Consider the following 23,619-nt stretch of genomic DNA (forward strand, 5'->3'; position numbering starts at 1 on the left):
TGACCTGCTCGGTAATGTCGCTGGCGAATTTCACTACTTTGTACAAACGGCCGTTGGCGTCGAATAACGGGTTGTAGGTGGCTTCCAGATAAACGCTCTCACCCAGTTTGTTCACCCGTTCGAATCGATGGGCATGATATTCGCCCCGGTTCAGTGAGGCCCAGAACGCCTTGTACGAAGGCGACTCGACTTCAGCCCGGGTGCAGAACAGGCTGTGGTGCTGGCCGATGACCTCGTTGAGCGGGTACTGCATCGTCTTCAGGAAATTCTCGTTGGCGGTAATGATCCGGCCGTCCGGACTGAATTCGATGATCGCCATCGAGCGACCGATCGCATCGATCATGCTCTGGTTTTCATGGTTCTTCTGCGAGCGAACGGTGATGTCGGCAGCGACCTTGATCACGCTCTGGACTTTGCCGTCACTGTCGAACACCGGCATGTAACTCGCTTCCAGCCAGATCTCGCGCCCTGACTTGTCCAGGCGCATGAACGTCCCGCACAGTGGTTCGCCACGGGCCAGGTCGCGCCACAATTGAGCGTAGGCGTCGCTGTCGCAGAAGGCTTTTTCGCAAAAGATCCGGTGATGTTTGCCCACCAACTCACCGGGCTGATAGCCCATGGCGAGACAGAACTTCTCGTTCGCCTCGAGGATGATGCCGGCGGGCGAAAACTCGATCATTGCCATGGAACGGCTGATCGCCGCCAGCTTGGCCTTCGATTGGCAGAGGTCCGCGGTTGATACCTGCAATTGGGCTTCGATGGCTTTGCGGTGTGAATTGAACATCTGCCATCTACCTCACTGATTGCAAAACGCGGTCGACGTGACCGACTTCCTGGATGGGCTGTTACGAGAGTCGACCTTTTAGCGGCGAGCTTGAGTCATGGCGGTATGACATCTGTCCGCAGCCTGTCAGGACGTAAACGGCTGAAAGGCGCGTGGCAGAGCGATCTGGAGGCAATTGAACACGTGCTTTCCAGTAGTCTGATGACCGTCGGCGCGATCAAAGGTCGCGGATGAGCGGGTTGTGCCGGAAGGTCCATATAAGGCGCCTGACGTCCATGGTCGGTGACCAACGCCGCAGCGCGTTGAGCGGGTTGGGGTGGCTGCGAATGTTCAGATCATAGACAACGGGGAAACAGATGCAATCACAGTAGTGGCATTTTCACACTCAACTGCGTGCGTGTTCGCAAATCACCAAAAACGACCTGCGCTGTCTGTGACGAAGACAGCGCTTCGGCCCGAAATGTCAGCCTCAACGCTTCAATGCTGACGGTGTGCCGCGCCGAACAGCTGGACTTGCTGCAACCGCCCGTCTTCTTCAACCAGGCGTACCGGCGCTGTCCCGCCGGGCATGACCACGTCCACCAGACCTGCCTGAACCCAGCCGCTCAGCCATGCTGCGGAGGCAACCGCGCTGGCGCTGGTGCCGGAAGACGCCGTTGGCCCTTCGCCGCGTTCGAAGACGCGGGCCAGGATCCGGTTCGGCGCAGCTTTCGCGGCCCATTGCAGGTTGATGCCGGCGGGGCATGGATCGCCTTCGCCCAAGTCTCCGGCGGCAAACGCGATGCGGGTCAGTGCGTCGTTCAGCGGCTGCTCGTGCAATTGTTCAAAGGTCGGCAGCGAAGACGCGTCGGCGACCAGCGTCACGCAATGCGGATTACCGACCCGGACGAAGACGCTGGTCTGCCAGTCGGGATGCAGACGGGCAAGACGCTCGACTCGGCTGACCGGGTGTTGATCCAGCAGGGTGTCGCTCACGCCCGGACCTTTGGCGCCGACTGCCGGCGCACCGAACCCCGGCGTACCGATGTCCAGCCAGAACCCCGAGACACCTTCGATGACGGCCGGGACGACTTGGGTCGGGACCGGGCTGGCCGAGTCGCTGTTGTCGTGATGAACCCTCAGGGTGAAACCGTCGTCGCTCAATGTCCGGCGAGCGTCGGTCAACGACTGGGCGAAGATGGTCAGACCGTTGCCACTGCGTTCGGCGAGGGTGCCGTCGGTGTTGACGATCAGCACATCAAACGGCGCAGTGTCCTGAAACGGACCGACCAGCAGGCCGTCCGAGCGATGCGCTTTGCTGCCGGCAGGGCGTTGACCTTCGGGCCAGTCGCAGATGGCTGCGACCGCCTTGGCGGTCCATGCTCGCCGAGCCAGCGCGGCGTCAGAGGCGGATTCAGGGACGTCGATGCCCAATGAACGCAACGCATCAGGCGAAATCACGGCGTAGATATTGCCGCGTGCATCGTAGAAGGGGGCCATGGCGGGTCCGGGGGGCGGCATTGGAAAACCGCTATTAAATCAGGCTTTTCATCCTGGTTTGGACACCTCTTTTTTGGAAACAGCGGACACCGGTCGATCGTTCCCACGCTCCGCGTGGTCACGCAGCCACTGACGCTCCGCGTCAGCCAGGATCAGACGATCAACGGGCGCTGTTGCTCACATCACCAGCGTCAACCACGCGGACACCAGCAACAGCACCGCCATGGCCTGGTTGAACCGCTTCATGCTCTGCGCCGAGCGGCAGAATTTCGCCGCGCTGACACCCAGATACGCCCACGCGGTCATGCAAGGAATCGACACCAGGAAGAACATCAGCGACAACCACATCACGCGTAACAGGCGGTCGGCGTCTGTGCCCGCGAACACACTGACCACCGCCAGGGCCATCATCCAGGTCTTCGGGTTGACCAGTTGCAGACTGGCCGCGCCCCAAAGGCCCAGCCGCGGGCCGCTTTTCGCCTGAGAAGGATCGACCGCTTCGGCTGGCGCACTGAAGATCTGCCACGCGAGCCAGGTCAGCCACGCGATCCCGATCCACGACATCACCGTCTGGACCTGCAGATGCCGCGCCAGCACATCCCCTAATCCTGTCCCCACCATCAGCACCAGCAAGGCCGCTCCGCCGCAGGCGCCCAAGACAATCGGCGCCGTGCGCAGCAGGCCATACCGCGAGCTGTTGGTCAGCACCAGAATGTTGGTCGGGCCGGGAGTGATGGAAGCGACGAAAGCGAACAACAGGAATGGCAGAAAGGTGTGCATGGGACGACTCGGCAGCGATTGAACAGGCAGAGATGATCGCGGCAGGTGCGGGTGTCAGTCTGGAAGAATTGAGCAGCGTCTGCGGTAGTCGGCAGGGGTCATGCGATAGGCGCGCTGGAACCAGCGACCGAGGTGGCTCTGATCGGCAAACCCCAACGCGGCCGCAACCGTGACGGGCAGTTCGCCACGGGCCAGCAGACGCCGGGCGCGGGCCAGACGCAACTGGATCAGATAGGCGTGTGGCGCCAGGCCGAACGCCGCCTTGAACGCGCGGCTCAGGCGAAAACGGTCCACGCCGGTCACAGCCGCCAGATCGTCAAGACCGATGTCCTGGTGCAGATGGCTGTGCAGAAAATCCCGCGCGCGCTGCGCCACCAGCGGCAGACGCGGATCGGGGCTGATCAGGGCACGCCAGTGCACGTGGCGGGTGAGGTTCGACAGCAGGTTGTCCAGCGCGGTCTGGCGCACGATGCGCAGCTCGTCGTTGTGCATGGCTTCGAACGCATTGGCGGTAGCGATCGCCAGACGGCTGTCATCGGCAAGGGTCGCGGCAAAACCCAGTTGAGCGTTGTCCGGCGCTTCCTCGAACTGAGCGTGCAGTTCACGGTCCAGCCAGTGCGGGTCCAGGTAAAGCGTACGGTAGGTAAATCCGCCCGCTTGCGGGGCGTTACCGTCATGGATATCGCCAGGTTCGAGCAGGAACACCTTGCCGGGGGTGCTGTTGTGTTGCTGGCGACGGCAATTGAACTGTTGCAGACCTTGCTCGGTGATGCCCACCAGATAGCTGTCGTGCCAGTGGGGATCGTACGCATGCCCCTCGAAATGCGCGCGCACCGTCTCGATGCCGGACGTTGCGTCCTGCTTGAGATCGATCCAGTTGCGTTCGGGCATGGGGTTCCTCGTCATAAGCGCGGCATCAGGCTGACGTACATTACCGTGCAGCCTGACGCCGGGTCTGGAAGATTTGTGCAGCAGCCGACCAGCGTCGATTCACGCCTTCAAATCGAAACCACTGCGCCCCAGGCGCTCGCCGTTGATCAATACATCGACTTCATGGCGACCGGCGTAATGCACGCGGGTGGTGAAGTTGCGTACCTGCTGCTCGCGGCTGATGTTGACCGACTGCCCGGCACCAAGCTCGAACGTCTTGAGTTTGAAGACCTTCGCGGAGGTACCGCCGGATTTCTTCACGTAATGAATCGCGTAATCGACGATCAAGCGTTGTGCCTCGTCTGACGTCGACTTCAGCGTGAACGACAGGTTGATCCGATCGCCCAGGTTGATCACGTCGGGCGTCACGTTAAGGTTGTCCAGCGTGACTTGCGCTTTCTGGCCTGCGCCCATCAATGTCAGCGCCCGGACGTTGCCTTGCTTGATCAGCGAGCGCAGCGCATGGCGGGCAATCCACGCGCTGTTGGGGTTGTCCAGCGACCAGCCTTCCAGTTGGTCGAGCACCCACTCGGGGTTGTCCTTGGTGATGTCGTTGAAATGGTTCGCCACCGACTTGCGCACGTAGAGACTGTCATCGGCCTTGAGGTTATCGAGGATGTCGAGCACCGGGGTCGGATCGACCATCAGGCTCTCCAGCCTGAACGACCATGGCAACCGTGGTCGACAGCCTTCGCTGGCCAACCGCCGAACATGTGGGTTTTCATCCAGCGACCAGCCGTGCATCACCGCGATGGCCCGCGCGAAGTCCTTGCGCAAGAAGTGCCTGACCGCGAATTCCGATGAGCCAAAGGCGGTGAAGAATTTCAGTGCATCCATCGACCGCGCAAAGTCGTCCTGGCCATACAACGCAACGTACTCCGGCAGAATCATGCTGACGAACGCGCTGTTCAGTCGAGGTGCCAGTGCGTACAGAATCTCCAGCGCTGCCGCATAGTCTCCGGGCAATCCGGCGTGCAGGCTTTGGCTGACGCGGTTCAAGCGTTGCATCACCGAAAGCCCGTCCAGCCCTTGCGACGCCCGCGCCATGAATCCCTTGCGATCAAACGCCGGGTACACCGCCCACGTCTCATCGGCGATGTGTTGCAAGCGGTCGCGGTTGAAGATCTCCTTGAGGGCGGGGGAATCGGACATGAAAGCACTCTGACAAATATTGAATTGACCAAGGGTACACAATCGTTAGCCGGAGAAGCGCACGGCAGAGGATTTTTCCGGAAGGCTGCTCGACTATTCTTGTTACAAAGCGAATTGCCCTACACGTTGCTCATCCACCCTCACAGCGCGAACCTACGCGCCTGATCGCCATCAAAGACCGGAATCGTTACCCATTCTTCAGAAGGTAAATGATGAACAGTTTTCTGCGACACCTCGCGCTTGTCTCGTTGAGCAGCGTGCTCAGTCTCAACGCGGCGCAGGCGGATGACAGCGCGCGTTCAGCCGCCACGCTTTCACCTCAGTGGCTGGCCTCCTCCAGCTACCCCAACCGCTCGAACAACAGCGACAACGGCGCCATCCGCCGCGCCAATCCCAACAGCCGCCAAGGTACTCAGTCCATCTCGCCCACGATGCGCGGGCCCAACCTCGGTCCGACCCAGCAACGTCCACCGACGCTGGAAAACGGCGGCATCGGTAACGGCTACCCTTCACGACAACCCGATTCGCGACCCTCAAGCGGCACCGAGCGTCGCAGCAACTAAACCGGCAACACGACAGCCAGAGTCTACTTTTCCGCCAAAAGGAACCGCCTATGTTGCGTACACCGACGATCCGCAAAACCCTGCTCGCCACCCTGTGTGCTTCGGCATTGCTCAGCCTGTCATTCCAGACACACGCCGCCACTTACCAGAGTGAGGAAGGGACGCTGACCGTGGACGAGGTGGTGGGCGGTCTGCAACACCCTTGGGCGGCGGCCTTCCTGCCAGACAACAACGGCATGCTCGTGACCGAACGCACCGGCAACCTGCGACGCGTAACGCCTGACGGCAAGCTGTCGGCACCGATCTCTGGCGTGCCTCAGGTCTGGGTGCAAGGGCAGGGTGGTTTACTGGATGTCGAGTTGTCGCCGGACTTTGCCAAAGACCGCATGGTGTACCTGACGTACGCCGAAGTCGGCAGCGACGGTAAAACCGGTGGAACCGCTGCTGGACGCGGGCGTCTGTCGGACGACATGACCCGCCTGGAAGGCTTCACACGCATCTTCCAGCAGCAGCCGAAATTGTCGGTGGGCAATCACTTCGGTTCGCGCATCGTCTTCGACCGTGACGGCTACATGTTCATCGCGCTCGGCGAGAACAACAATCGTCCGACCGCGCAGGACCTGGACAAGCTGCAAGGCAAAATCGTGCGCCTGTACCCCGACGGCAGCGTGCCCAAGGACAACCCCTTCGTCGGTCAGAAAAACGTACGACCGGAAATCTGGAGCTACGGCCATCGCAACCAGCAGGGCGCGGCGCTCAACCCGTGGACCGGAACGCTGTGGACCAACGAACACGGGCCCATGGGCGGCGACGAAATCAACATCATCGAACGGGGCGCGAATTATGGCTGGCCGATCTCGACCTTCGGCATCGACTATAACGGCCAACCGATTTCCGAATCCAAGGGCAAGATCGTCGACGGGGTGAAGAATCCGTTCCATGTCTGGGAGAAATCCCCGGGCATTAGCGGCATGGCGTTCTACAGCGCGGACCGGTTCAAGCAGTGGGACCACAACGTGTTCATCGGCGCGCTGTCGGCCCAGGTGCTGATCCGTCTGGAGCTTAAAGACGACAAGGTGGTGCACGAAGAGCGGCTGCTGGGCGAACTGAAATCGCGTATCCGCGATGTACGCCAGGGGCCGGATGGTTACCTGTACGTGCTGACCGACGAGGACGATGGCAAATTGCTGAAGGTGGGGCTGGCGCAGTAAGCCCCTGCGCAACGCTTGTGTAGGAGCGCGCTTGCCCGCGAAGACGACCGATAGGGTCACACATCGATGTCGGATGTCCCCAGGTCTTCTCGGGCAAGCGCGCCTACAGGTGGGCAGGGCGATCACGCGTCGCACGACCTTGCCGACACCGGCACGTCGAACACCCGATCGAACGCCCACTGAAACACCAGTGCGTAGAGGAAGAAAAACACGAACAACCCGAGGTCGGTGACCAGCGCAGCCCACCACGAGATGTTCAGCCACCAGGCCACGAGTGGCACCAGCAGCACGACCAGTCCACCTTCAAAACCAAAGGAGTGCAGCAGTCGGCGGCCAAACGTACGCGTGCGCTGCGTTTGGCGGGATTCCCAGTACTCGAACGCGGTGTTGTAGAGCATGTTCCAGATCAAGGCGCTGGCCGAGAGCATCAGCGACAGCGCCCCCGCGTGCGCCAGTCCAGCCTCGTAGATCAGGGATATCGCGGGTGACAGCACCGCGATGGCGATGGCTTCGTACAGGACGGCTTGAACCAGCTTGCGTGCGGGGCCTTGCATGACATTCTCCAAAGGCATGGGCTGTGAATGCCGACAACGTTATCCGCACCTTGGCGCCGCGAAAAATGAGATAAATTGACCCCGCGTCAATTCAATTCATGTCGATTCATGCAGGGAGCTTCGGTGTTTTCCAACCTTCCACTCAACGCGTTGCGCACCTTCGAGGCTGCCGCGCGGCTGGGCAGCTTCAAGGTCGCCGCCGAAGAGCTGTCCGTTACCCCTGCGGCCATTTCTCATCAGGTGAAAACCCTTGAGGCCTGGCTGGGCGCGCTTTTGTTCGAGCGGTCCGGTCAAGGCGTGACGCTGACCGAGGAGGGCGAACAGCTGTATCGGCAAGCCCATCGTGCGCTTCTGGATATCCGCCGCAGCCTGGAAAGCTTCTGCCCGGACACGCCCTCGCAAACCCTCACGCTCTCTACCACTCCGGGCTTGGCGGCCGCCTGGCTAATTCCTCGGCTGGGCGGTTTTTATCGTGCGTTTCCGCAATTCAACGTTCGTGTTGACACCCGAAACGAGCTGGTTGACCTGCTGAGGGATTCCAGCGTGGATCTGGCGATTCGCACGGTGAGCCGTGACGACCCGAATCTGTTCCATCTGGACCTCATGACCGAGCGGTTCGGTGTGTATGCCGCGCCCGAACGTATCGATGCCGTCGACAGCGCGAGCGTGGAGCTGATTGACCTGTTGTGGCAGATTCCCGGGGCGTTTGCGATCAGTTGGAACACCTGGTGCGCTGTAGCAGGCTGCGAGGAATGGCTGGAAACAGCGCGCTTGCGAGCGTTCGACGATGAGCATTACGCGCTGAGCGCTGCGGTGGCCGGTCAGGGGCTGGTGCTGGCGAGCAACGTTCTGGTAGCGGACAGTGTGAAGCGTGGCGAGCTGGTGGCGTATCGCCCGGACGTCAGCCTGCCCGGGCCGCGCTATGTGGCCGCTTGCGTGCCGGGACGCGAGCGACAGGAACCGGTCAAAGCCTTCCTGGCATGGTTGACCGCAGAGGCCGCCGGCACCGTGGTCGGTTGATCGCAGCCGCCTGCCCTCAAGCGCTTTAACGCAAGTTCAAGGCCTGCGCGGCAGCAGGCTTGGCACCGCGTGCATCAATGCGTTGATCGCAAAACCGATGAACATCACCCCGCACAGACGGGTGATCGTCAGTTCGTGGCGTTGGTACAGCGTGCGAACGTGTCGGGCGCCGACGACGCCGATGATGATGCCGTAGGCGGCGATTCCGCCCAGGGTACTGACCAGAATCAATAGCGGCAGCATCGACCAGTTGAGCAGGTCGGCGCGGCTGGAGAGCAGGGCGGTGAAGGTGGCGACCGCCACCGGGTAGGCTTTCGGGTTGGTCAGGCCGAACATGATGCCGTGCCAGAACGGATGACGGCCGGGGGCTTTTGGCTTGTCTTCGTTGCTGCGTCTGGCACGAATGGCGCGCCAGCCGAGCCAGAACAGAAACACCCCGCTGATGAGGCCGAGCACATCGAACGCCGTGGTGCCGATGACCCTGGCGCCAATGATCGCCGCCAGCGCCGTGCTGCACCAGATCACATCCCCCAACAGATGCCCGCAGAGAAACGCAGCCCCGGCACGTCGGCCCTTGGAGGCGCCAATCCCGAACACCGCCAGCACGCCGGGACCCGGCGAAATGGCGTAGATAAATCCTGAAGCGAGCACGGCCATGAGCAGCGAAGGCGTCATCGGAAGACTTCCTGAAAAGGTAAGCGCTGGAGTGTAGATGAGCAGCCGACTTCACACCTATCCGTTTCTGCCGGGGGCGTAGGAGCGTGGCTTGTCCCGCGATCTGGCGGGAACCGGCAGCAAACCTGGCGCATGCGGTTTGTCAGGTACAACCGAGTTGCCTGATTTTGCTGCCGCTGCGCGCCAGATCGCGAGCAAGCTTGCTCCCACGGCCTTCGGCCAGAATCAAAAGCCTCTGCCTCTACTTCTAAGTGCCACCCTCCGGCCCTCAGCCCGTTGCCGCCGACTTCACACCGACCCGCTTCTGCCGGAGGCGTAGGAGCGCGCTTGCCCGCGATCTGCCGGGAACCGGCAGTAAATCCGGTGCATGCGGAGTGTCAGGCATAACTGGGTCGCCTGATTTTGCTGCCGCTTCGCGCCAGATCGCGGGCAAGCGCGCTCCTACAGGTTTGGCGTGAATCAACAGCAGGCGGCATACCGTCAGGCCACGATCAGGCGTCTCTCACCACTTCGCTCCCACGGCCTTCGGCCAGAATCAAAAGCCTCTACCTCTAAGTGCCACCCTCCGACCCTAAGCCCGTTGCCTCCGACTTCACCGATCCGCTTCTGCCGGAGGCGTAGGAGCGCGCTTGCCCGCGATCTGCCGGGAACCGGCAGCAAACCCGGTGCATGCGGAGTGTCAGGCATAACTGGGTCGCCTGATTTTGCTGCCGCTTCGCGCCAGATCGCGGGCAAGCTCCTACAGGCTTGGCGTGAATCAACAGCAGGCGGCATACCGTCAGGTCACGATCAGGGGGCTCTTACCACTTCGCTCCCATGGCATTCGGCCAGAATCAAAAGCTTGCAGCCTTCTGCCTCTACCCCAACCCTCCACCCTCCAGTAACCACCTTCGACGCTTTTCATCTGTCGCGACAAAAGCGCATTCTGTCGCCCTGAGCCAATGGCAGTACGCGGACACGGCTGTTCGTGCGGTTTCGAGGGTGGGAGCGAGATGATGATTGAGCTGAGAATGGGCAACATTCCTGAGATACCTTTTCTGTGGTCACTGCGTACGCGCGCGGTGCGACAGCTCTGTGCGAGTCACTATTCTCCCGAACAGATCGAGGTCTGGAGTGAGTCTCCGCCGCCTGAGTCTTATCTGCGGCTGTTCGCCACTCACTGTGCTCTGGTGGCGGAGGAGAACGGTCAACCGCTCGGCTATGGGATTCTGGACCGACAGACCGGCGAGTTGATCGCGCTGTTCGTCGAGCCCGCTCAAGCGGGGAGGGGCGTCGGCAAGCGGTTGATGGAAGGGCTTGAAGCCATGGCGGCCGAGGAGCATTTCCCCCGGTTGTATCTTTATTCTTCGCTCAACGCCGCGGACTTCTATCGAGCCATGGGCTTTGTGGCGGTTCGAGACGAAGCCTATGAACACCCTGGCGGTATCACCCTGCGCAGCCTGTACATGGAACGGACAATGCCCGGGGATTCAGTGCATTGACTAAACGCGTTTGCGGCGATCCTTTTGGCTTGGTACCGTCGGCTGGCCTCTTAACAGGGAAACCGGGCCATGCCAGCAGAGTACCCGTTGCAACGCCGTATCCAGGACGGACGACCGCTGCTGATCAACGCCGAGCCGTTGCAGTCGCGCAGTGACGACACGCTGCACCGGTATCGCGAAGGGCAGTTGTGGGCCGTCCGGGGAGGTGTGATCACGGCTGAGCTGGACACCGGTAGTTGGGTCGTCCCCGCACGGCACATCGGCTGGATTCCGCCGGGCGTTGCCCACGCCGCGCGCGTGCATGAGGCGGCGAAGGGCTGGATGATTTACCTGCGCCCCGACATATGCCCGCTGTTTCCCGTTACCCCTACGGTGTTCGCCCTGACTGCACTCTCCAGCGCCTTGCTCGAACGCATTGCCGTCTGGGGCAACGACGCAGGACATGAAAGCCCGGCTGAACTCACGCCGCCCCAGCATCGCCAACTCGATGTGCTGTTCGACGAATTGAAGATATCCCCGGCAACGCCGTTATTCCTGCCCATGCCCAGCAGCCCGCATCTGGTCGGCATGACCCTGACCATCGTGGCCGACCCGGCCAACAAATTGAGCCTGGACGACTGGGCGCGCCGCGTGGGGATGTCTCGCCGCGGACTGACCCGCCATTTTCGGGCAGAAACCGGCATGTCGCTCATGCAGTGGCGCATCGTCGCGCGGATGAAGCGGGCGCTGGAGCTGCTTTCACAAGGGGACACGGTCAATCGCGTGGCCAAGCGCCTGGGCTATGACAGTGTCAGCACGTTTATCAGTGCCTTCAGCGCGCAGTTCGGCATGACCCCCGGCATGTATGCCGTGTGATGTGACGCAAGTCCGGTGGTCTGCGAGCCACCCTCATCCCGCCAGCTTTGTTATCCTGCGCGCCTTTGTCGCACCTAACTGCCGTTTTCACCTGCCAAATGGGGTCTTTCATGACAGCCATTCTTCGACCACGTCCACAACCGATCAGCCGGGGCGACTATAAGACCCTGGGCCTGGCGGCATTGGGCGGGGCGCTGGAAATCTACGATTTCATCATCTTCGTCTTCTTCGCGCTGACCCTCAGCCAACTGTTCTTTCCGCCGGAAATGCCCGAGTGGCTGCGCTTGCTGCAAAGCTTCGGGATCTTCGTCACCGGTTATCTGGCGCGCCCGCTGGGCGGCATCCTGATGGCGCACTTCGCCGACAAACTGGGCCGCAAACGGGTGTTCAGCCTGAGCATCCTGATGATGGCTTTGCCTTGTCTGCTAATTGGCGTGATGCCGACCTACGCCGACATCGGCTATTGGGCTCCGTTGATCCTGCTGGCACTGCGCATCCTGCAAGGTGCAGCGGTGGGCGGTGAAGTGCCGAGCGCCTGGGTGTTCGTCGCCGAGCACGCGCCCAAGGGGCATCGCGGCTACGCGTTGGGTGTTCTGCAAGCGGGCCTGACGTTCGGCTACCTGATCGGTGCGCTGACCGCGACCTGGCTGGCCAAGGTGTACAGCCACACGGAAATTCTCGACTTCGCCTGGCGCATCCCGTTCCTGTTGGGCGGTGTCTTTGGTGTGATCGGCGTCTGGTTGCGCCGCTGGCTGAGCGAAACGCCCGTGTTCATGGCGCTGCACGCGCAACGTGAGCGCATGACCGAACTGCCGCTGTGGGCCGTCGTGCGCGAGCATCGCCAGTCCTTGCTGCCGGCAGCGTTGCTGACCTGCGTGCTGACCTCGGCGGTGGTCACGCTGGTGGTGATTACGCCCACGGTCATGCAGCAGCGATTCGGCATGAGCGCCAGCGACACCTTTGCGCTGAGCAGCGTAGGCATTGTCTTTCTCAATATCGGGTGTGTGCTGGCGGGCAGGCTGGTGGACCGCATCGGTGCCTGGCGCGGCGTGATCCTGTACAGCCTGCTGCTGCCGGTCGGCGTCGGCCTGTTGTACGCCAGCCTGGTGATTCATTGGCTGCCGGTCAGCCTCGCGTATGCGTTGGCGGGGCTGGCCTGTGGCATCGTCGGCGTCGTGCCGTCGGTCATGGTCGGACTCTTCCCGGCGACGATTCGCGTGTCGGGCATCTCCTTGACCTACAACGTCAGTTACGCCCTGTGGGCCAGCACCACGCCGCTGGCGCTGATCGCACTGATGCCGTGGAGCCCGTGGGTGTGTGTAGGCTACTGCGTGATCATGGGCGCAGTGGGACTGATAACCGCGCTGTTCTTCGGCCTGCGCAGAGGCCTGCAGGTCGATGACCCGACAGTGGTGCGCTGCGGTCGCTGACCGTCGGGGCGTCGGCGAGCGGCGCCCGATCCCTGAAGGTCAGCCGACCTCCCGAACACCTGTCAGGCATTTCCCTTTCTGACCCACGACCTGCGCTTTTCAGGCGCAGGCCGTGGCTGAGTGCTGCGCTGTCCTCAGCCAGCAGGCCCACAGCACTGACCGCTCATTTGTAACAGATGATTGTAATTATCATTTGCCACGTATATCGTCCCTGTCTATACAAGTATCCAACCCTTGAGCGCGTGAACGTTATCGTTTGCAACTGATGGCGTGTGTCTGAAGTTATATTTGTAAGACTAATCAGGCGAAGTTTCTCTCATTTATGTAGGAATAATTACTTCTTTCGGTACTCATGTTCGTCCTGTGAGTGCTCAGTATTGACACGTCAAAAAAACACGAAAAAAGCTCAATAAAAACTTTTTAACGCCGATGGTTGTTTTAAGCCGTGGCAGGTAACTCATCGAGGTCGATACACAACAATGCTGGGACTAGAGCGGAAGCGGAAACGATTAAGCAGGGCGACTCCACGAGAGCGAGAAGTGCTGCAGCTGGTGCTGTTGGGGTATACCAACAAAGACATCGCCCAGCAGCTCGGCATCAGTGATTACACGGCCCGCGACCATGTGTCCGCGCTTTTGAAAAAGAATGGGGTGAAGAATCGCGCACAACTTATGGCTTTGCACGTCGCATTCCCACGCAAGAAAAAACTTCCACACCCCCTACATTTGACGGATTGTATCGCTGATTGATCGGCGCATAATAAGCGCTCTGAGTCTTATCGTATTTTGAATAGGGGTTGTGCCTCGATAGCTGTTCTTCGGGAGTTTCTCTGTGCGTGTGTGAAAAGTATTTGATCCCTCATTTATTTTTCAAGGCAGGTGTCAGGGAGTGGCGATGCGCGAGTATCGCGTGAGTGTTGATCTCTTGAAACTCCGTTAACGGCTATTCCCGGTGTCCGTGGATTCGTCGGTTTTTTACCGACGCGGGTCATTACGCGCTTTTTGCCGGAAACCGCGCGTCAGGACACCTGACGGACCGCCCGGTGTTGTGCTCCCGGGCAAGAAATTAAAAACAACAAGGAACGAACAATGACTGCATTCAGCTCGATTCAACGCGGCAGGGCAACAGACACGCCGCGATTTGCGCAAGAACAGGACGATCAGGAAGTCCTGAGTGAGTTTCAGCGATTGAGCGACCGCCAGCGAGCGATGTCCAGGGATCAGCTTCAAGCGGTTCATCGACAGTGGTTTGGGCCGCAAGGGTTGTTTGCCACGTTTTGCGCTGAAATCGAACGGTTGGGACGCCAGGCACCAGCACTCGATGACCTCACTCGCCTCGGCAGCGCACGGCGACGGCAAGAAGCTGAGTTGGCCGTCGCCTTCGCGCTTGCCCAGAGTCACCGTCGAGGAGCAGCGCACAACCCGTTCCACGGACGTCACCGCGAAGCGCTCTGTTGCGTGATTTTCGATGAGTCGGGTGCCTACACGCTCGTCGAGCGATACGCGGCCTATGAGGCCATGCGCCAGGCCGACTCAGAGTTCTTTATAAAACTGATCGCGACCACGCGCGGTGTGGTGGAGCGTCGCATTGTCTTCCGAGGGTTGCTTGAGCATTTCGACCGGCTGCTGCCTCTCGAAAAAAGCATCTACCCCGGTGCCTATCGGGACGTTCAGTTGGCTCATCTTGAGCGTGAAGAAGGGCTGTACGGTCCGTTGAAGCTTGAGGACAGCCTGGTAACGCTGTTTGAAACGGTGTCGCCGATGGATCTCCTCAAGCAGATACAAAGCCCGGAAGACCCGTTGGGGTGACCACAATGCCCGTTAATTCGCCCGAGGCGCCGGCAGGCTTCGAAACCATCGCGCGTCTGCGCCGCTGACTCACTCAAACTCCGGAGTCAATCTCTCACACACTCTCACGCCGGGCCTGGCCGAGGTCACTCGGTTTCGCCCGGTGCTCTTGGCGTCGTACAGCGCCATGTCCGCTTCGTGCAGCCACATGCTGGCGTCGGTAAGGTGCGGGCCGTAAGGTGCGATGCCGATGCTGAGGCTGACTTTGAGGTCGGGCAGGACGCTGTGGGTATGCTCGTGAACCGTGCGCCGCAAGCGTTCGAGAACGTCGGTGGCCTGGGCCAGGGTGGTGTCGGGCAGGATCACGCAGAATTCATCACCCCCGTAGCGACCTGCCAGATCACTTTCGCGCAGGCCGGCAGACAGCACGCTGCTCAGCTGTTTGAGCACGTTGTCGCCGATGATGTGGCCGTAGGTGTCGTTGATGGTCTTGAAGTGATCGATGTCGATCAGCGCCACGCTGTTCTGCCGTTTCAGTGTCTGGCAGTTATTGAACTCAACGGTCAGCAGGTCTTTCCAGGCGCCGTGATTCATAAGGCCGGTCAGGCTGTCCGTGGTGCTGAGTTTTTCCAGTGCTTTCTTGCTTCTGGACAGTTGCAACGCGACGCGATAGCAGACCAGACCGATCGCCATCGGGTAAATCACCAGCATTGGCAAAGAGGCGTACACCTGCACCTGTGTGACGGCCGGAAACAGTTCTGGCAGGAAGATGAACCCACCCACCAGCGCGCCGGCTATCTGCGCCCCGCAACCGACCAGAAAAAAACGTGGGCCGCCCGCCGCGATGTTATTCATGGCCATCATCGAAAGCACTGTGACCGTAGGCAACGGGTTGAGGCCCATTGCCCCTGCCCAGAATCCGCCCAGAATCGAGTCGTAAATAAGGTTACGCCGCTCAGCCGCGTAGGGATTTTTTGAAAGTTTGGCCAGCAGGTATGCCAGGTGAGACCAGCCGTAGCCGTTCAGAATCATTGCGATCCATACCCAGGCGGGAGGGTGTGACGGGTACATCGCCGCCGCGACGGTAAAGAAACCGATGCTCAGCCCCACCGTACGCGGCACATACATGCGCCGAGCAAACGAAAGACCTTTATGACGTGAGGTGTTCATAGCGCTTCACCGGGTCCATGATGCAGCATCCCGACTGAAACATCGGCCAATACCAGCGGTTCAGAGTGTCGCTTGCCCATTGGGTACAGGGAAGAGCCATTTGCCACTATCAGGTAAATAATCGCCACCGGCTGTCGCCTGCTCAGGCGCGAACACCCAAACGGGTGCGCCAAGCGTAGTCGGAATGCGTGGAACCACCAGCGGACCACTGATCTGTCAGGGTCGATTTTTCCGTGATCTGTGTCTTTTCTTGCCGTATGCGCTGCGATGCAATGGCGCAACCGCCGTGGTTCTTCACCGGCTATCCGAACTTGCCGCTGGACGTGGTCATGCCCGAACTTGCCAACCTCATTGCCTTTGCCCTCATCTCACTCGGTATGGTGCTGACACCAGGGCCGAACATGATTTACGTGATCTCGCGATCCATCTCACAAGGTCGAAAGGCGGGTTTGATCTCCCTTGGCGGCGTGGGCATTGGCTTCATCTTCTACATGCTTTGCGCGGCATTCGGCATCACCGGCCTGGTCATGGCGGTGCCTTACGCGTACGACACCTTGCGCATCGCCGGCGCCCTGTACCTGCTCTACCTCGCATGGCAAGCCGTCAAACCGGGAGGTCGCTCGCCGTTTCAGGTTAAAAACCTGCCGCAGGACAGCCCCAGACAACTGTTCCTCATGGGCTTGATGACCAACCTGTTCAACCCGAAAGTTGCGGTGCTCTATCTCTCACTGCTGCCGCAGTTCATCACGGTTGGTAACGGCACCAGCGTGCTCAGCCAGTCACTGGTGCTGGGCAGCGTGCAAATTGGCGTCAGCCTCACCGTGAACGCGATGGTCGCCATGGCCGCAGGCTCGATCGCGGTCTTCCTCTCCACAAAGCCGACCTGGGCCAATGTTCAACGCTATCTGATGGGGACGGTGTTGTTTGGATTCGCCGTACGGATGGCGGTGGAAGGGCGCAGGTGAGGCGTGTTTGGGGCGAGCTTGAAAAATGCTGCTTTTAAGGCTTCAATTGCTGCCTTTAAAGCAGCATTCAGGTGGTTAACGTGCTGTCTACATTCCTGTTCTCTGAGTACCGCAGAAAGGTGCTGGCGCTGCTGTTGCTGCACCCGGAGAAGCAATATCACCTGCGCGAGATCGCTCGACTGACTGGCACCCTGTCCGGAACGCTGAGTCGCGAGTTGAGCAAAATGGTAGAGGTGGGGGTGTTGCTCAAGGAGCGTGTCGGCAATCAAGCGCAGTATCGGGCGAACCGGCGATGCCCTATTTTCCCGGAGCTCGTCAGTATCTTGCGCAAGACTGACGGTGTAGCCGATGCGTTGGCTGAGGCGCTCGCTCCGTTGTCAGATCGAATAGCCTGCGCATTCGTGTTCGGCTCGATGGCAAACGGGAAAGCCACTGCCGAAAGTGACATTGATCTGATGGTCATTGGCAACGTCGGTTTCCGCGAACTGGTGACGCACCTGTATTCATTGCAGGACAGCATGGGGCGAGAGATCAATCCAAAGCAGTACCAACAGCAAGAGTGGTTCCAGTTGTTAACAGAGCAGGGTGGCTTCGTGCGCGATCTGATGGTCAAGCCTAAGATGTTCGTCATTGGTTCGGAGGACGACCTGACCCATCACAAGGAGTGAGCGATGACACTGGATAATCTGATTGGCAGGGCTTTAGAAAGCATTCCCTACGATGCCGGAAATGTGGAGCGACTCATGGCGGCGGCGAAGAGATGTCTTGAAGACGCGCGGCTTCCGGGAATGAGCTGTGAGGGGCGGTTCGACATGGCGTACAAGTCGATCATGCAAGCCGCCAACGCTGTATTGCAGGCGAACGGCTTTCGCATTAACGAGTAAACCCGGGCACCACCAGACGATGATCCAGACATTACCGTTAACGATCGGTTTGGAGCGGACGCGGATGATTACCCTGGATGGGTTGCGCAAACAGCGCAACCTCAGCGATTACTCCGGCGATCCCGTAAGCGAATCGATGGCCCAAGACGCGTTAGGCCAAGCCCAATTCCTCATAAATGACATAACGGTCTGGCTGAAAAATAACCCGTAATGGCTACTTTTTTGCTGCTTTTAAGGCTTCAATCGCTGCCAAAAAAGCAGCAACTCACTTGCCCCCCGTCAGACTGTTCACCAACGCCTCATGCGCCTTGATGTCTTTTTCCAGCGAAATCACGTTGACCACCGCAGTGCGCGTGCCTGAGACGGCGGCAATGGTCGTGCTCAGCACCTTGCCACCGTCGACGCTGCCGGAAATGTCGAGCTGGCGCAGGTCGAGGCCTTGGCGGACGATCTTCTTCTCGCCCAGTTTGCTGAAGTCCTTGTAGCTGGACTGCTGCTGCACGAGGGTTTCGGCGATGATGTTGTCCAGGGTCTGCGCATCGTTGGACGGCACGTTCTGCGCATCCGGCAAAGGTGTCTCGGTCACGATCACCACGCGTTTCGCGGGTTTGTTCATGTACAGCGCACCGGTGACGCCTTCGGCACGGGCCTTGTCGTCGATCTCTTCCATCGGCCCTTCGACGTACTCCTTGGGCAGGCCGAAGACAAACTTGCCGCCGAGCATCGTCACCTGCTGCGTCGCCGGTGGCGCGGGGACGGGCTTGGGCGTGGTCTTGGCGGACTTTGACGTTTTCGACGTCTTCGAGGTATTCGACTTCTTCGAAGTTTTCGAAGTTTTCGAGCTCTTGGACGTCGCGGAGGTCTTGGCGGTTTTTGAGCTTTTTGAGCTTTTGGCGGTCTTCGACGTTGCCGAAGTCTTGGAGGTTTTTGAGGTCTTTGAGCTCGTTGAAGTCTTGGCGGTCTTCGACGGTGTTGAGCTCTTTGTGGCTTTGGACGGCTGAGGGGTGGTGGTCGATGTGGCAGGCTGCGGGGTGTCAGTCGCCGCCTGCGCGCCCGTCATGCCCAGGCACACGGCCAGAACGCTGCTGACCACGACAGTTTTCAGATTAAGCGAGCGCATTCCTACCTCGTTAAAAGCCAATTCCTACAGAGGGTCGGCATTTTGCCTGAGGGAGAGAAGCCGTAGATAGGTTCATGCCCAACATTCAGACGCCGTGCAGCTCTGTGGCAATCCAGCGCGCCGGATTGCCACGTTGCCGATTGTCGTTAATGGGGTGGTAACAGGTCAGAAGACATTGATCGGATAATCCACAATCACCCGGTACTCATCCGCATTGTGATCCACCGTTTTGTACCCGTCGCCGCCACGGTTGGTCGCCCACCGCAGCCGCACGCCCAGGTTCTTCGCGGGGCCGCCTTGCACCACATACTTCAAGTCGGCATCCCGCTCCCAATGCATGGCGTCTTTTCCGTCAGCGTTGTAATAGCTGTAACCCGAGTCAGCCGCCGTGGTTGCCTTCGTCAGATCCATCGTCCCGCGCGTGTAGGAGAGCGACGAGGTCAGTCCTGGCATTCCCCACCCGACGAAGTCATACGCATACTGCAACTTCCAGGATTTTTCCCCGGGCGCGTTGAAATCCGAATACTGCTGCGAGTTGTCCAGGTAAATGCTGTCGCCGTCCTGGATGTAGTCGAACGGCGTGTTGCCGTTGACCTTCTGCAGCGATGTCGTCAGGGTCTGATGCCCGACCGTCACGCCCAGGTGTACGCTGAACGTGTTGTTGTCGATGCTGCCCAGCAGCGCCTGGCCGGTGTCCTGCGTGTGGTAGTAATGGAAACCGGGGTTCAGACTGACCTGATCATTCAGCGCCCAGTTGTAGTCCAGGTCGTAGTAATACTGGTTCCAGATGTCCTTGAGCTGCGAGGCATACAGGCTCGACGTCATCCCCGGCACACCGGTGTACGTCGCACCCGCCCAGCTCATGTGCTTGCTCTTGTCGCCATCGGGCAGGGTGCCGTAATAGGTGCCAATGCGCCCGTTGCCGCTCTGGTTGAACAACTTGTCGGAACTCACCTGACCGGCGTCCAGCGTCAGATGATCGACGCTGTTGTTGGTCAGGCTGAAGCCCCGAAATGTCATCGGCAACATCCGCGTCGCGCCGCCGGCGATCACCGGATTGTTGAGGAACATGTCACCGGCTTTCAGCACCGTATCGAACGCCCGCATCTTCAACGCGCCACCGGCCGAGGAGAATGAGTCAGGCGCATCGCCATACAGGTTGTCCTTGTTCGGATTCGGTGCCGTCGTCGGCAAGATGCTCGAACCGCCGCTGCCTCCGCCGCCGTCCAGCTTCAGCCCGAGCATCGCATTGGCGTCGATCCCGAAACCCACCGGCCCCTGAGTGAACCCGGACTCATACGTACCGACAAAGCCCTGGCCCCACTCCTTGCTGTCCTGCTTGCCATCGTGCCGGTCGTGGTTGAAGTAATAGTTCTTCAGGTCGAGATTGAAATTCGACCCCTCGATAAACCCGTCCTTGCTGCTCGCGGCGTCATCGGCATACACGGCCGTCGACAGTGTCGCGGTCATCGCAACGAATAAAACGCTGTATTTGAAAGACTCGTTCATTGTTATCTATTCCCCGCAGACTTTATGGATACTGGCAGTGGCGTAATAAATAAGCCTTGTTTTTGTTAAGTGTGTTGCAACTTTCTCCTGCTCAAAAAAAAGCCGCTGGGGACAGCGGCTGAAGTTTGGAGCTTTGAGGCCCCACGCCGGGAGCAACGACGCAGAACAGGATGAAACAGAGACGTGAAACGGACAAAAACTGGAACAGCGTACAGGTCAGGTGTGCTTGGTATTCTCCGTTTGAGGGTTATAGGTCGAGGCTTGTCGAGTCTTGTCCTGCTCCCTCGCCCTGGCGGCAAGAGCCTCCTCGTGCTGCTCGAAGGTCGCATGAATCGCATCATTGCGCGCAACAAAGGCTGAAGACTCTTCCGCCATGGCGAACGGTGCGGCCAATAAAGAAGACAAGACAAGAGCGCTGGCAAAACCAATGGCTTTAAACATATGAGTAAACCTTCTTGGTCGTGAAAGTTCGATTAGGTGAGCTCACTTTAAGAACCATGGCCTCAAGGATCAAATGAAACCCGGGTAAATATTGTTTAGCGAAAATGTTATGTGTAGAACACGGAGTTAATGACTGCCTGGGGATTTATCCATAGCCGCTAATTTCTTCCGGAAGGCTACGTACAAGCTGAGCATTTTTGCCGTAGGCCCGTGCGTAGAAACTTCTCCACAGACGGTTCACTCAGATCCGTCCTTGACAAGACAAAAAAACTCAAGCGTGATGTGTCCACGTTTCATGGAATGTGGACACTTGGAAGGCGGGCGATTATGAAGGGTCAGGACGTTTTGCTTCTGTTCAAAATGGCGAGCCTCCATACCCAGGAGGAAATGAGACCGGAAGGGCCGGGGGAGAACCGCCTGTTCGGCAATCTTTCTGAGATTGATCTACTGGATCGTCGCTTCACGACGGGACCCCGGTTTACGACTGTTTCAGCGGAGCCGGAAGATCTCGTCAGCACCCTCAACCGTCTGGAGAAAGCTGTATCGGCCGAATGGACAGGATGGGAGGGGAACGATGAGCAGGGTTCGCCTGTAGCTGATCGATGGTCCGACAGCTATTCCCTCAGGGCGTTGTCAGATTCACTCGGGATCAGCAAAAGCGAGGTTTCAAATTCGATCAACCGTTGCCGCAAGGCTGGATTGCTGACGAATGACTACCAGACCTCCTTACCCAAGGTGAATCGGGACGAGCTGCTCAATATCACCGAATACGCACTGAAGTACTTTTTTCCTGTGAAACCGGGCGCGTTGACACGAGGCATTCCGACGGGGTTTGCATCGCCTGTACTCACGAAACATCTGAAAAGTGCCGGTAACCAGATCATCGTCTGGCCGGACCCTAAGGGAAAAGAAAAAGGGCAGGCCGTCGAGCCCCTTTACAAAACCGTCGCTCATGCGGTGAAACAGGATCGAACCTTGTATCACTATCTGGCTCTGGTGGATGCTATTCGACTCGGCGGCCCGAGGGAAACGGCCGTAGCAGTCAAGCTATTGAAAGCAGGGATGAGGATATGAGCGAGGCGGCGAATCACAACTTCGACATGCTCGGCATCAGCACACTGGCGACCGAATGCAGCCACACAGCCGAAGCAATGGCGAGGAGGGCGCAGATCTACCCAGGGAGCCCGCTGGCGAGGTGAATGTGGATCGTGCCCACGCTCCGCGTGGTAACGCATCCCGAGACGCTCCGCGTCTCCTGGCACCAGCGCTGCACCTCAACCAATCCCGTCTGCTCCGCAAAGATGCCTCGCACTCGAATACCGCCAATACACCCCTTATCGACGTAACCACGCTTGACGGGATCGGGATGAATGTCATCAGCGTCTGCCGCATCTCGCGTTCGGAACAGACCCTGTCCGCAAGCACACTTTCTGACTCTCCTCATACCCGTGGTTAGTTTAACCAGGGCCATTCTTTCGAACTTCACTCCCAGCCCGCCCGCAGCCCGCCAGTCTTCCAAAGCCCGACATCTGTAGGAAACATCGCAGCTAACTTCAAAAAGATCCTACACCTCGCAACTCGGAGGCCTATATCCCGTCGCCTTGTATTACCGGAAAAATCCTCAACCGCAGCATTTCTTGAATCGGTTAGGAGAACGTTTATGTCCTTTGACGCATTCATCCAGATGGATGGGATCGGTGGCGAGGCTTTGGATGGCAAACACAAAGGCTGGATCGAAATTACCGGCTACAACTTCGGCAGCCACCAAAGTACAACGGCCACCGCCAGTTCTACCGGGGGCGCTTCATCCGGCCGCACCACGCTCACCGATCTGACGTTCACGAAGTTGCTGGACAGCGCCAGCTGCCGACTGATGGAAGCCTGTTGCGCAGGCGATCACCTGAAAGAAGTCAGGCTCACCCTGAATCGCGCGGGCGGGGAGAAGCTCAAGTACTTCGAAATCATCCTCGAAGAAGTGATCATTTCCGAATACACGCAGAACGCCAGCGCTGGCGTCCCCCTTGAAGTCGTCAAGCTCAATTACGGACGGATCAAAACCGTTTACACCCAACAGAAACGCACCGACGGCAGCGGCGGCGGCAACGTCGCGGGTGGATGGGACCGAATCGGCACAAAAAATACGCCTGAGGTATCCCATGGCCACGCCTTACAGCTTCATCAACCCACGCATGCAGACCTACCAGGGCCTGAAGTCCAGCGTCTCCCTGGCCGGGAAGTCTTTGGCGAAGTTCGACACGCTCAACGCGCACATTCGCGACACCGTCGTGCTCGCTGGCGAGATGGTCATCATTGGCGATTACTCCACCAAATCCTGCACCACCCAAGAGGCCTACCTGATGAAAAGGGCCACCGAAGTGCACCACATGCTGCTCATCAACGGCATGGCAGGAGACAGCTACATGGTCGAGAACTACGACTTCTTGCAAGACGTCCTCGACAGAACCTCCATCGCGACAGGTACGGTCTCCGACGGTTGGAGCCGACATCTCAAAAACATCGAGGGCAGCCTGGGAGAAATCGATGCGCTCTACAAAAGCCATTTCTCCTCCGGGAAACTCCAGAACCGCGAGCTCTTCTTCCAGAAGCGCACCCTGCTGGAAGCCAAAATACAAAAACAGTTGAGCAGCTACGCCAGCACCGGCTCAGGCCTGGGCAAAAACACCCGCATCAAGGACTTGTTGGGACTGTCCACCAAAAGCTATGCAAAACACGGCGAGATCGCCCGCTACGCCGACACCGTGGCAGGCGTTGCAAAAGCGGCAACCATCATCAAACGAGGGGGATACATCGGCGTCGCGCTTGAAGTGG

At 59.2% G+C, this 23,619-nt stretch carries 23 protein-coding genes and 3 pseudogenes; 15 read left to right on the plus strand and 11 right to left on the minus strand.

What is annotated here, in order from left to right; all coding sequences use genetic code 11:
- Positions 1 to 4 precede the first annotated feature (4 nt).
- The 5 genes and pseudogenes from BMY73_RS28925 to BMY73_RS18950 all read right to left on the minus strand — a co-directional run.
- Positions 5 to 784, minus strand: a pseudogene (locus BMY73_RS28925) (PAS domain-containing protein); the annotation flags it as partial.
- A gap of 477 nt (positions 785 to 1,261) precedes the next feature.
- Positions 1,262 to 2,263 (minus strand): diaminopimelate epimerase, encoded by a 1,002-nt coding sequence (locus tag BMY73_RS18935; RefSeq protein WP_092408989.1) that lies wholly within the window; start codon positions 2,261 to 2,263, stop codon positions 1,262 to 1,264.
- 177 nt (positions 2,264 to 2,440) lie between these two features.
- Positions 2,441 to 3,043 carry a LysE family translocator gene (locus tag BMY73_RS18940; RefSeq protein WP_092408990.1) on the minus strand — a complete coding sequence of 201 codons (603 nt, stop codon included), beginning with the start codon at positions 3,041 to 3,043 and terminating at the stop codon, positions 2,441 to 2,443.
- A gap of 54 nt (positions 3,044 to 3,097) precedes the next feature.
- Positions 3,098 to 3,934: an AraC family transcriptional regulator gene (locus tag BMY73_RS18945; protein ID WP_092408991.1), complete on the minus strand. Its 837-nt coding sequence runs from the start codon at positions 3,932 to 3,934 to the stop codon at positions 3,098 to 3,100.
- Positions 3,935 to 4,033: 99 nt separating this feature from the next.
- Positions 4,034 to 5,125 carry a DNA alkylation repair protein gene (locus BMY73_RS18950; RefSeq protein ID WP_092408992.1) on the minus strand — a complete coding sequence of 364 codons (1,092 nt, stop codon included), beginning with the start codon at positions 5,123 to 5,125 and terminating at the stop codon, positions 4,034 to 4,036.
- Between the two features lie 212 nt (positions 5,126 to 5,337).
- Between BMY73_RS18950 and BMY73_RS18955 the strand changes: the two genes are divergently transcribed.
- Positions 5,338 to 5,688 (plus strand): hypothetical protein, encoded by a 351-nt coding sequence (locus tag BMY73_RS18955; RefSeq protein ID WP_092408993.1) that lies wholly within the window; start codon positions 5,338 to 5,340, stop codon positions 5,686 to 5,688.
- Positions 5,689 to 5,738: 50 nt separating this feature from the next.
- Positions 5,739 to 6,899 carry a PQQ-dependent sugar dehydrogenase gene (locus BMY73_RS18960; protein WP_092408996.1) on the plus strand — a complete coding sequence of 387 codons (1,161 nt, stop codon included), beginning with the start codon at positions 5,739 to 5,741 and terminating at the stop codon, positions 6,897 to 6,899.
- A gap of 122 nt (positions 6,900 to 7,021) precedes the next feature.
- Here the strand turns inward: BMY73_RS18960 and BMY73_RS18965 are convergent, their stop codons facing one another.
- Entirely contained in the window at positions 7,022 to 7,453 is a 432-nt protein-coding gene (locus tag BMY73_RS18965) for a PACE efflux transporter (protein WP_062391036.1), read from the minus strand.
- Positions 7,454 to 7,576: 123 nt separating this feature from the next.
- Between BMY73_RS18965 and BMY73_RS18970 the strand changes: the two genes are divergently transcribed.
- Positions 7,577 to 8,473, plus strand: a complete 897-nt coding sequence (locus BMY73_RS18970; protein ID WP_092408998.1) for a LysR substrate-binding domain-containing protein — start codon at positions 7,577 to 7,579, stop codon at positions 8,471 to 8,473.
- Positions 8,474 to 8,509: 36 nt separating this feature from the next.
- On the opposite strand, the gene BMY73_RS18975 is transcribed toward BMY73_RS18970, so the two are convergent.
- Positions 8,510 to 9,148: a LysE family translocator gene (locus BMY73_RS18975; RefSeq protein WP_092409000.1), complete on the minus strand. Its 639-nt coding sequence runs from the start codon at positions 9,146 to 9,148 to the stop codon at positions 8,510 to 8,512.
- A gap of 995 nt (positions 9,149 to 10,143) precedes the next feature.
- On the opposite strand from BMY73_RS18975, the gene BMY73_RS18980 reads away from it, so the two are divergent.
- The 5 genes and pseudogenes from BMY73_RS18980 to BMY73_RS19000 all read left to right on the plus strand — a co-directional run bounded on the left by BMY73_RS18980 (position 10,144) and on the right by BMY73_RS19000 (position 14,722).
- Positions 10,144 to 10,629, plus strand: a complete 486-nt coding sequence (locus BMY73_RS18980) for a GNAT family N-acetyltransferase (RefSeq protein ID WP_218190162.1) — start codon at positions 10,144 to 10,146, stop codon at positions 10,627 to 10,629.
- Positions 10,630 to 10,698: 69 nt separating this feature from the next.
- Positions 10,699 to 11,484 carry a helix-turn-helix transcriptional regulator gene (locus BMY73_RS18985; RefSeq protein WP_092409004.1) on the plus strand — a complete coding sequence of 262 codons (786 nt, stop codon included), beginning with the start codon at positions 10,699 to 10,701 and terminating at the stop codon, positions 11,482 to 11,484.
- A 110-nt stretch (positions 11,485 to 11,594) separates the two neighbouring features.
- Positions 11,595 to 12,914 (plus strand): MFS transporter, encoded by a 1,320-nt coding sequence (locus BMY73_RS18990; protein ID WP_092409006.1) that lies wholly within the window; start codon positions 11,595 to 11,597, stop codon positions 12,912 to 12,914.
- 479 nt (positions 12,915 to 13,393) lie between these two features.
- A pseudogene (locus tag BMY73_RS18995) lies at positions 13,394 to 13,659 on the plus strand (LuxR C-terminal-related transcriptional regulator).
- Between the two features lie 343 nt (positions 13,660 to 14,002).
- Positions 14,003 to 14,722, plus strand: a complete 720-nt coding sequence (locus BMY73_RS19000) for a hypothetical protein (protein WP_092409008.1) — start codon at positions 14,003 to 14,005, stop codon at positions 14,720 to 14,722.
- Positions 14,723 to 14,791: 69 nt separating this feature from the next.
- On the opposite strand, the gene BMY73_RS19005 is transcribed toward BMY73_RS19000, so the two are convergent.
- Positions 14,792 to 15,871, minus strand: coding sequence for a diguanylate cyclase (locus BMY73_RS19005; protein WP_092409010.1), 1,080 nt, complete (start codon positions 15,869 to 15,871; stop codon positions 14,792 to 14,794).
- A 329-nt stretch (positions 15,872 to 16,200) separates the two neighbouring features.
- On the opposite strand from BMY73_RS19005, the gene BMY73_RS19010 reads away from it, so the two are divergent.
- The 3 genes from BMY73_RS19010 to BMY73_RS28430 all read left to right on the plus strand — a co-directional run bounded on the left by BMY73_RS19010 (position 16,201) and on the right by BMY73_RS28430 (position 17,720).
- Complete coding sequence (locus tag BMY73_RS19010) at positions 16,201 to 16,836, plus strand: LysE family translocator (RefSeq protein WP_062380311.1); 636 nt, start codon at positions 16,201 to 16,203, stop codon at positions 16,834 to 16,836.
- An 80-nt stretch (positions 16,837 to 16,916) separates the two neighbouring features.
- Positions 16,917 to 17,504: a nucleotidyltransferase domain-containing protein gene (locus BMY73_RS19015; RefSeq protein ID WP_218190163.1), complete on the plus strand. Its 588-nt coding sequence runs from the start codon at positions 16,917 to 16,919 to the stop codon at positions 17,502 to 17,504.
- Positions 17,505 to 17,507: 3 nt separating this feature from the next.
- On the plus strand, positions 17,508 to 17,720 hold the full coding sequence (locus BMY73_RS28430) for a hypothetical protein (protein ID WP_218190164.1): 213 nt from the start codon (positions 17,508 to 17,510) through the stop codon (positions 17,718 to 17,720).
- 265 nt (positions 17,721 to 17,985) lie between these two features.
- Here BMY73_RS28430 and BMY73_RS19025 read toward each other — a convergent pair whose 3' ends face one another.
- Positions 17,986 to 18,444, minus strand: a complete 459-nt coding sequence (locus BMY73_RS19025; RefSeq protein WP_062379965.1) for a hypothetical protein — start codon at positions 18,442 to 18,444, stop codon at positions 17,986 to 17,988.
- Between BMY73_RS19025 and BMY73_RS19030 the strand changes: the two genes are divergently transcribed.
- A complete protein-coding gene (locus BMY73_RS19030; protein WP_139214254.1) occupies positions 18,431 to 18,721 on the plus strand; it encodes a hypothetical protein in 291 nt (96 codons plus the stop codon). The genes BMY73_RS19025 and BMY73_RS19030 overlap by 14 nt on opposite strands.
- Before the next feature lie 284 nt (positions 18,722 to 19,005).
- Here the strand turns inward: BMY73_RS19030 and BMY73_RS19035 are convergent, their stop codons facing one another.
- Complete coding sequence (locus tag BMY73_RS19035; protein ID WP_092409016.1) at positions 19,006 to 20,349, minus strand: OprD family porin; 1,344 nt, start codon at positions 20,347 to 20,349, stop codon at positions 19,006 to 19,008.
- Between the two features lie 216 nt (positions 20,350 to 20,565).
- On the minus strand, positions 20,566 to 20,790 hold the full coding sequence (locus BMY73_RS19040; RefSeq protein ID WP_062379972.1) for a hypothetical protein: 225 nt from the start codon (positions 20,788 to 20,790) through the stop codon (positions 20,566 to 20,568).
- Between the two features lie 327 nt (positions 20,791 to 21,117).
- Between BMY73_RS19040 and BMY73_RS19045 the strand changes: the two genes are divergently transcribed.
- From BMY73_RS19045 to BMY73_RS28615, 3 genes and pseudogenes are all read left to right on the plus strand, one after another.
- Positions 21,118 to 21,864, plus strand: coding sequence for a MarR family transcriptional regulator (locus tag BMY73_RS19045; RefSeq protein WP_092409018.1), 747 nt, complete (start codon positions 21,118 to 21,120; stop codon positions 21,862 to 21,864).
- Positions 21,865 to 22,450: 586 nt separating this feature from the next.
- Positions 22,451 to 22,927, plus strand: a pseudogene (locus BMY73_RS28610) (Hcp family type VI secretion system effector); the annotation flags it as partial.
- 19 nt (positions 22,928 to 22,946) lie between these two features.
- Positions 22,947 to 23,619: hypothetical protein (locus BMY73_RS28615; RefSeq protein ID WP_256571218.1), on the plus strand; the 673-nt coding region annotated here is incomplete at its 3' end.

The organism is Pseudomonas sp. NFACC02 (assembly GCF_900110765.1).
Lineage (GTDB): Bacteria > Pseudomonadota > Gammaproteobacteria > Pseudomonadales > Pseudomonadaceae > Aquipseudomonas.

Excerpts from the sequence above, each read along its gene's own strand:
- BMY73_RS18965 (WP_062391036.1), bottom strand. The coding sequence starts at position 7,453 with ATGCAAGGCCCCGCACGCAAGCTGGTTCAAGCCGTCCTGTACGAAGCC.
- BMY73_RS18975 (WP_092409000.1), bottom strand. The coding sequence starts at position 9,148 with ATGACGCCTTCGCTGCTCATGGCCGTGCTCGCTTCAGGATTTATCTAC.
- BMY73_RS19035 (WP_092409016.1), bottom strand. The coding sequence starts at position 20,349 with ATGAACGAGTCTTTCAAATACAGCGTTTTATTCGTTGCGATGACCGCG.
- BMY73_RS18935 (WP_092408989.1), bottom strand. The coding sequence starts at position 2,263 with ATGGCCCCCTTCTACGATGCACGCGGCAATATCTACGCCGTGATTTCG.
- BMY73_RS18940 (WP_092408990.1), bottom strand. The coding sequence starts at position 3,043 with ATGCACACCTTTCTGCCATTCCTGTTGTTCGCTTTCGTCGCTTCCATC.
- BMY73_RS19045 (WP_092409018.1), top strand. The coding sequence starts at position 21,118 with ATGAAGGGTCAGGACGTTTTGCTTCTGTTCAAAATGGCGAGCCTCCAT.
- BMY73_RS18985 (WP_092409004.1), top strand. The coding sequence starts at position 10,699 with ATGCCAGCAGAGTACCCGTTGCAACGCCGTATCCAGGACGGACGACCG.
- BMY73_RS28430 (WP_218190164.1), top strand. The coding sequence starts at position 17,508 with ATGACACTGGATAATCTGATTGGCAGGGCTTTAGAAAGCATTCCCTAC.
- BMY73_RS18990 (WP_092409006.1), top strand. The coding sequence starts at position 11,595 with ATGACAGCCATTCTTCGACCACGTCCACAACCGATCAGCCGGGGCGAC.
- BMY73_RS19025 (WP_062379965.1), bottom strand. The coding sequence starts at position 18,444 with ATGCTCGGCGGCAAGTTTGTCTTCGGCCTGCCCAAGGAGTACGTCGAA.
- BMY73_RS18980 (WP_218190162.1), top strand. The coding sequence starts at position 10,144 with ATGATTGAGCTGAGAATGGGCAACATTCCTGAGATACCTTTTCTGTGG.
- BMY73_RS19000 (WP_092409008.1), top strand. The coding sequence starts at position 14,003 with ATGACTGCATTCAGCTCGATTCAACGCGGCAGGGCAACAGACACGCCG.
- BMY73_RS18960 (WP_092408996.1), top strand. The coding sequence starts at position 5,739 with ATGTTGCGTACACCGACGATCCGCAAAACCCTGCTCGCCACCCTGTGT.
- BMY73_RS18945 (WP_092408991.1), bottom strand. The coding sequence starts at position 3,934 with ATGCCCGAACGCAACTGGATCGATCTCAAGCAGGACGCAACGTCCGGC.
- BMY73_RS18950 (WP_092408992.1), bottom strand. The coding sequence starts at position 5,125 with ATGTCCGATTCCCCCGCCCTCAAGGAGATCTTCAACCGCGACCGCTTG.
- BMY73_RS19005 (WP_092409010.1), bottom strand. The coding sequence starts at position 15,871 with ATGAACACCTCACGTCATAAAGGTCTTTCGTTTGCTCGGCGCATGTAT.
- BMY73_RS19040 (WP_062379972.1), bottom strand. The coding sequence starts at position 20,790 with ATGTTTAAAGCCATTGGTTTTGCCAGCGCTCTTGTCTTGTCTTCTTTA.
- BMY73_RS18955 (WP_092408993.1), top strand. The coding sequence starts at position 5,338 with ATGAACAGTTTTCTGCGACACCTCGCGCTTGTCTCGTTGAGCAGCGTG.
- BMY73_RS19010 (WP_062380311.1), top strand. The coding sequence starts at position 16,201 with ATGCCCGAACTTGCCAACCTCATTGCCTTTGCCCTCATCTCACTCGGT.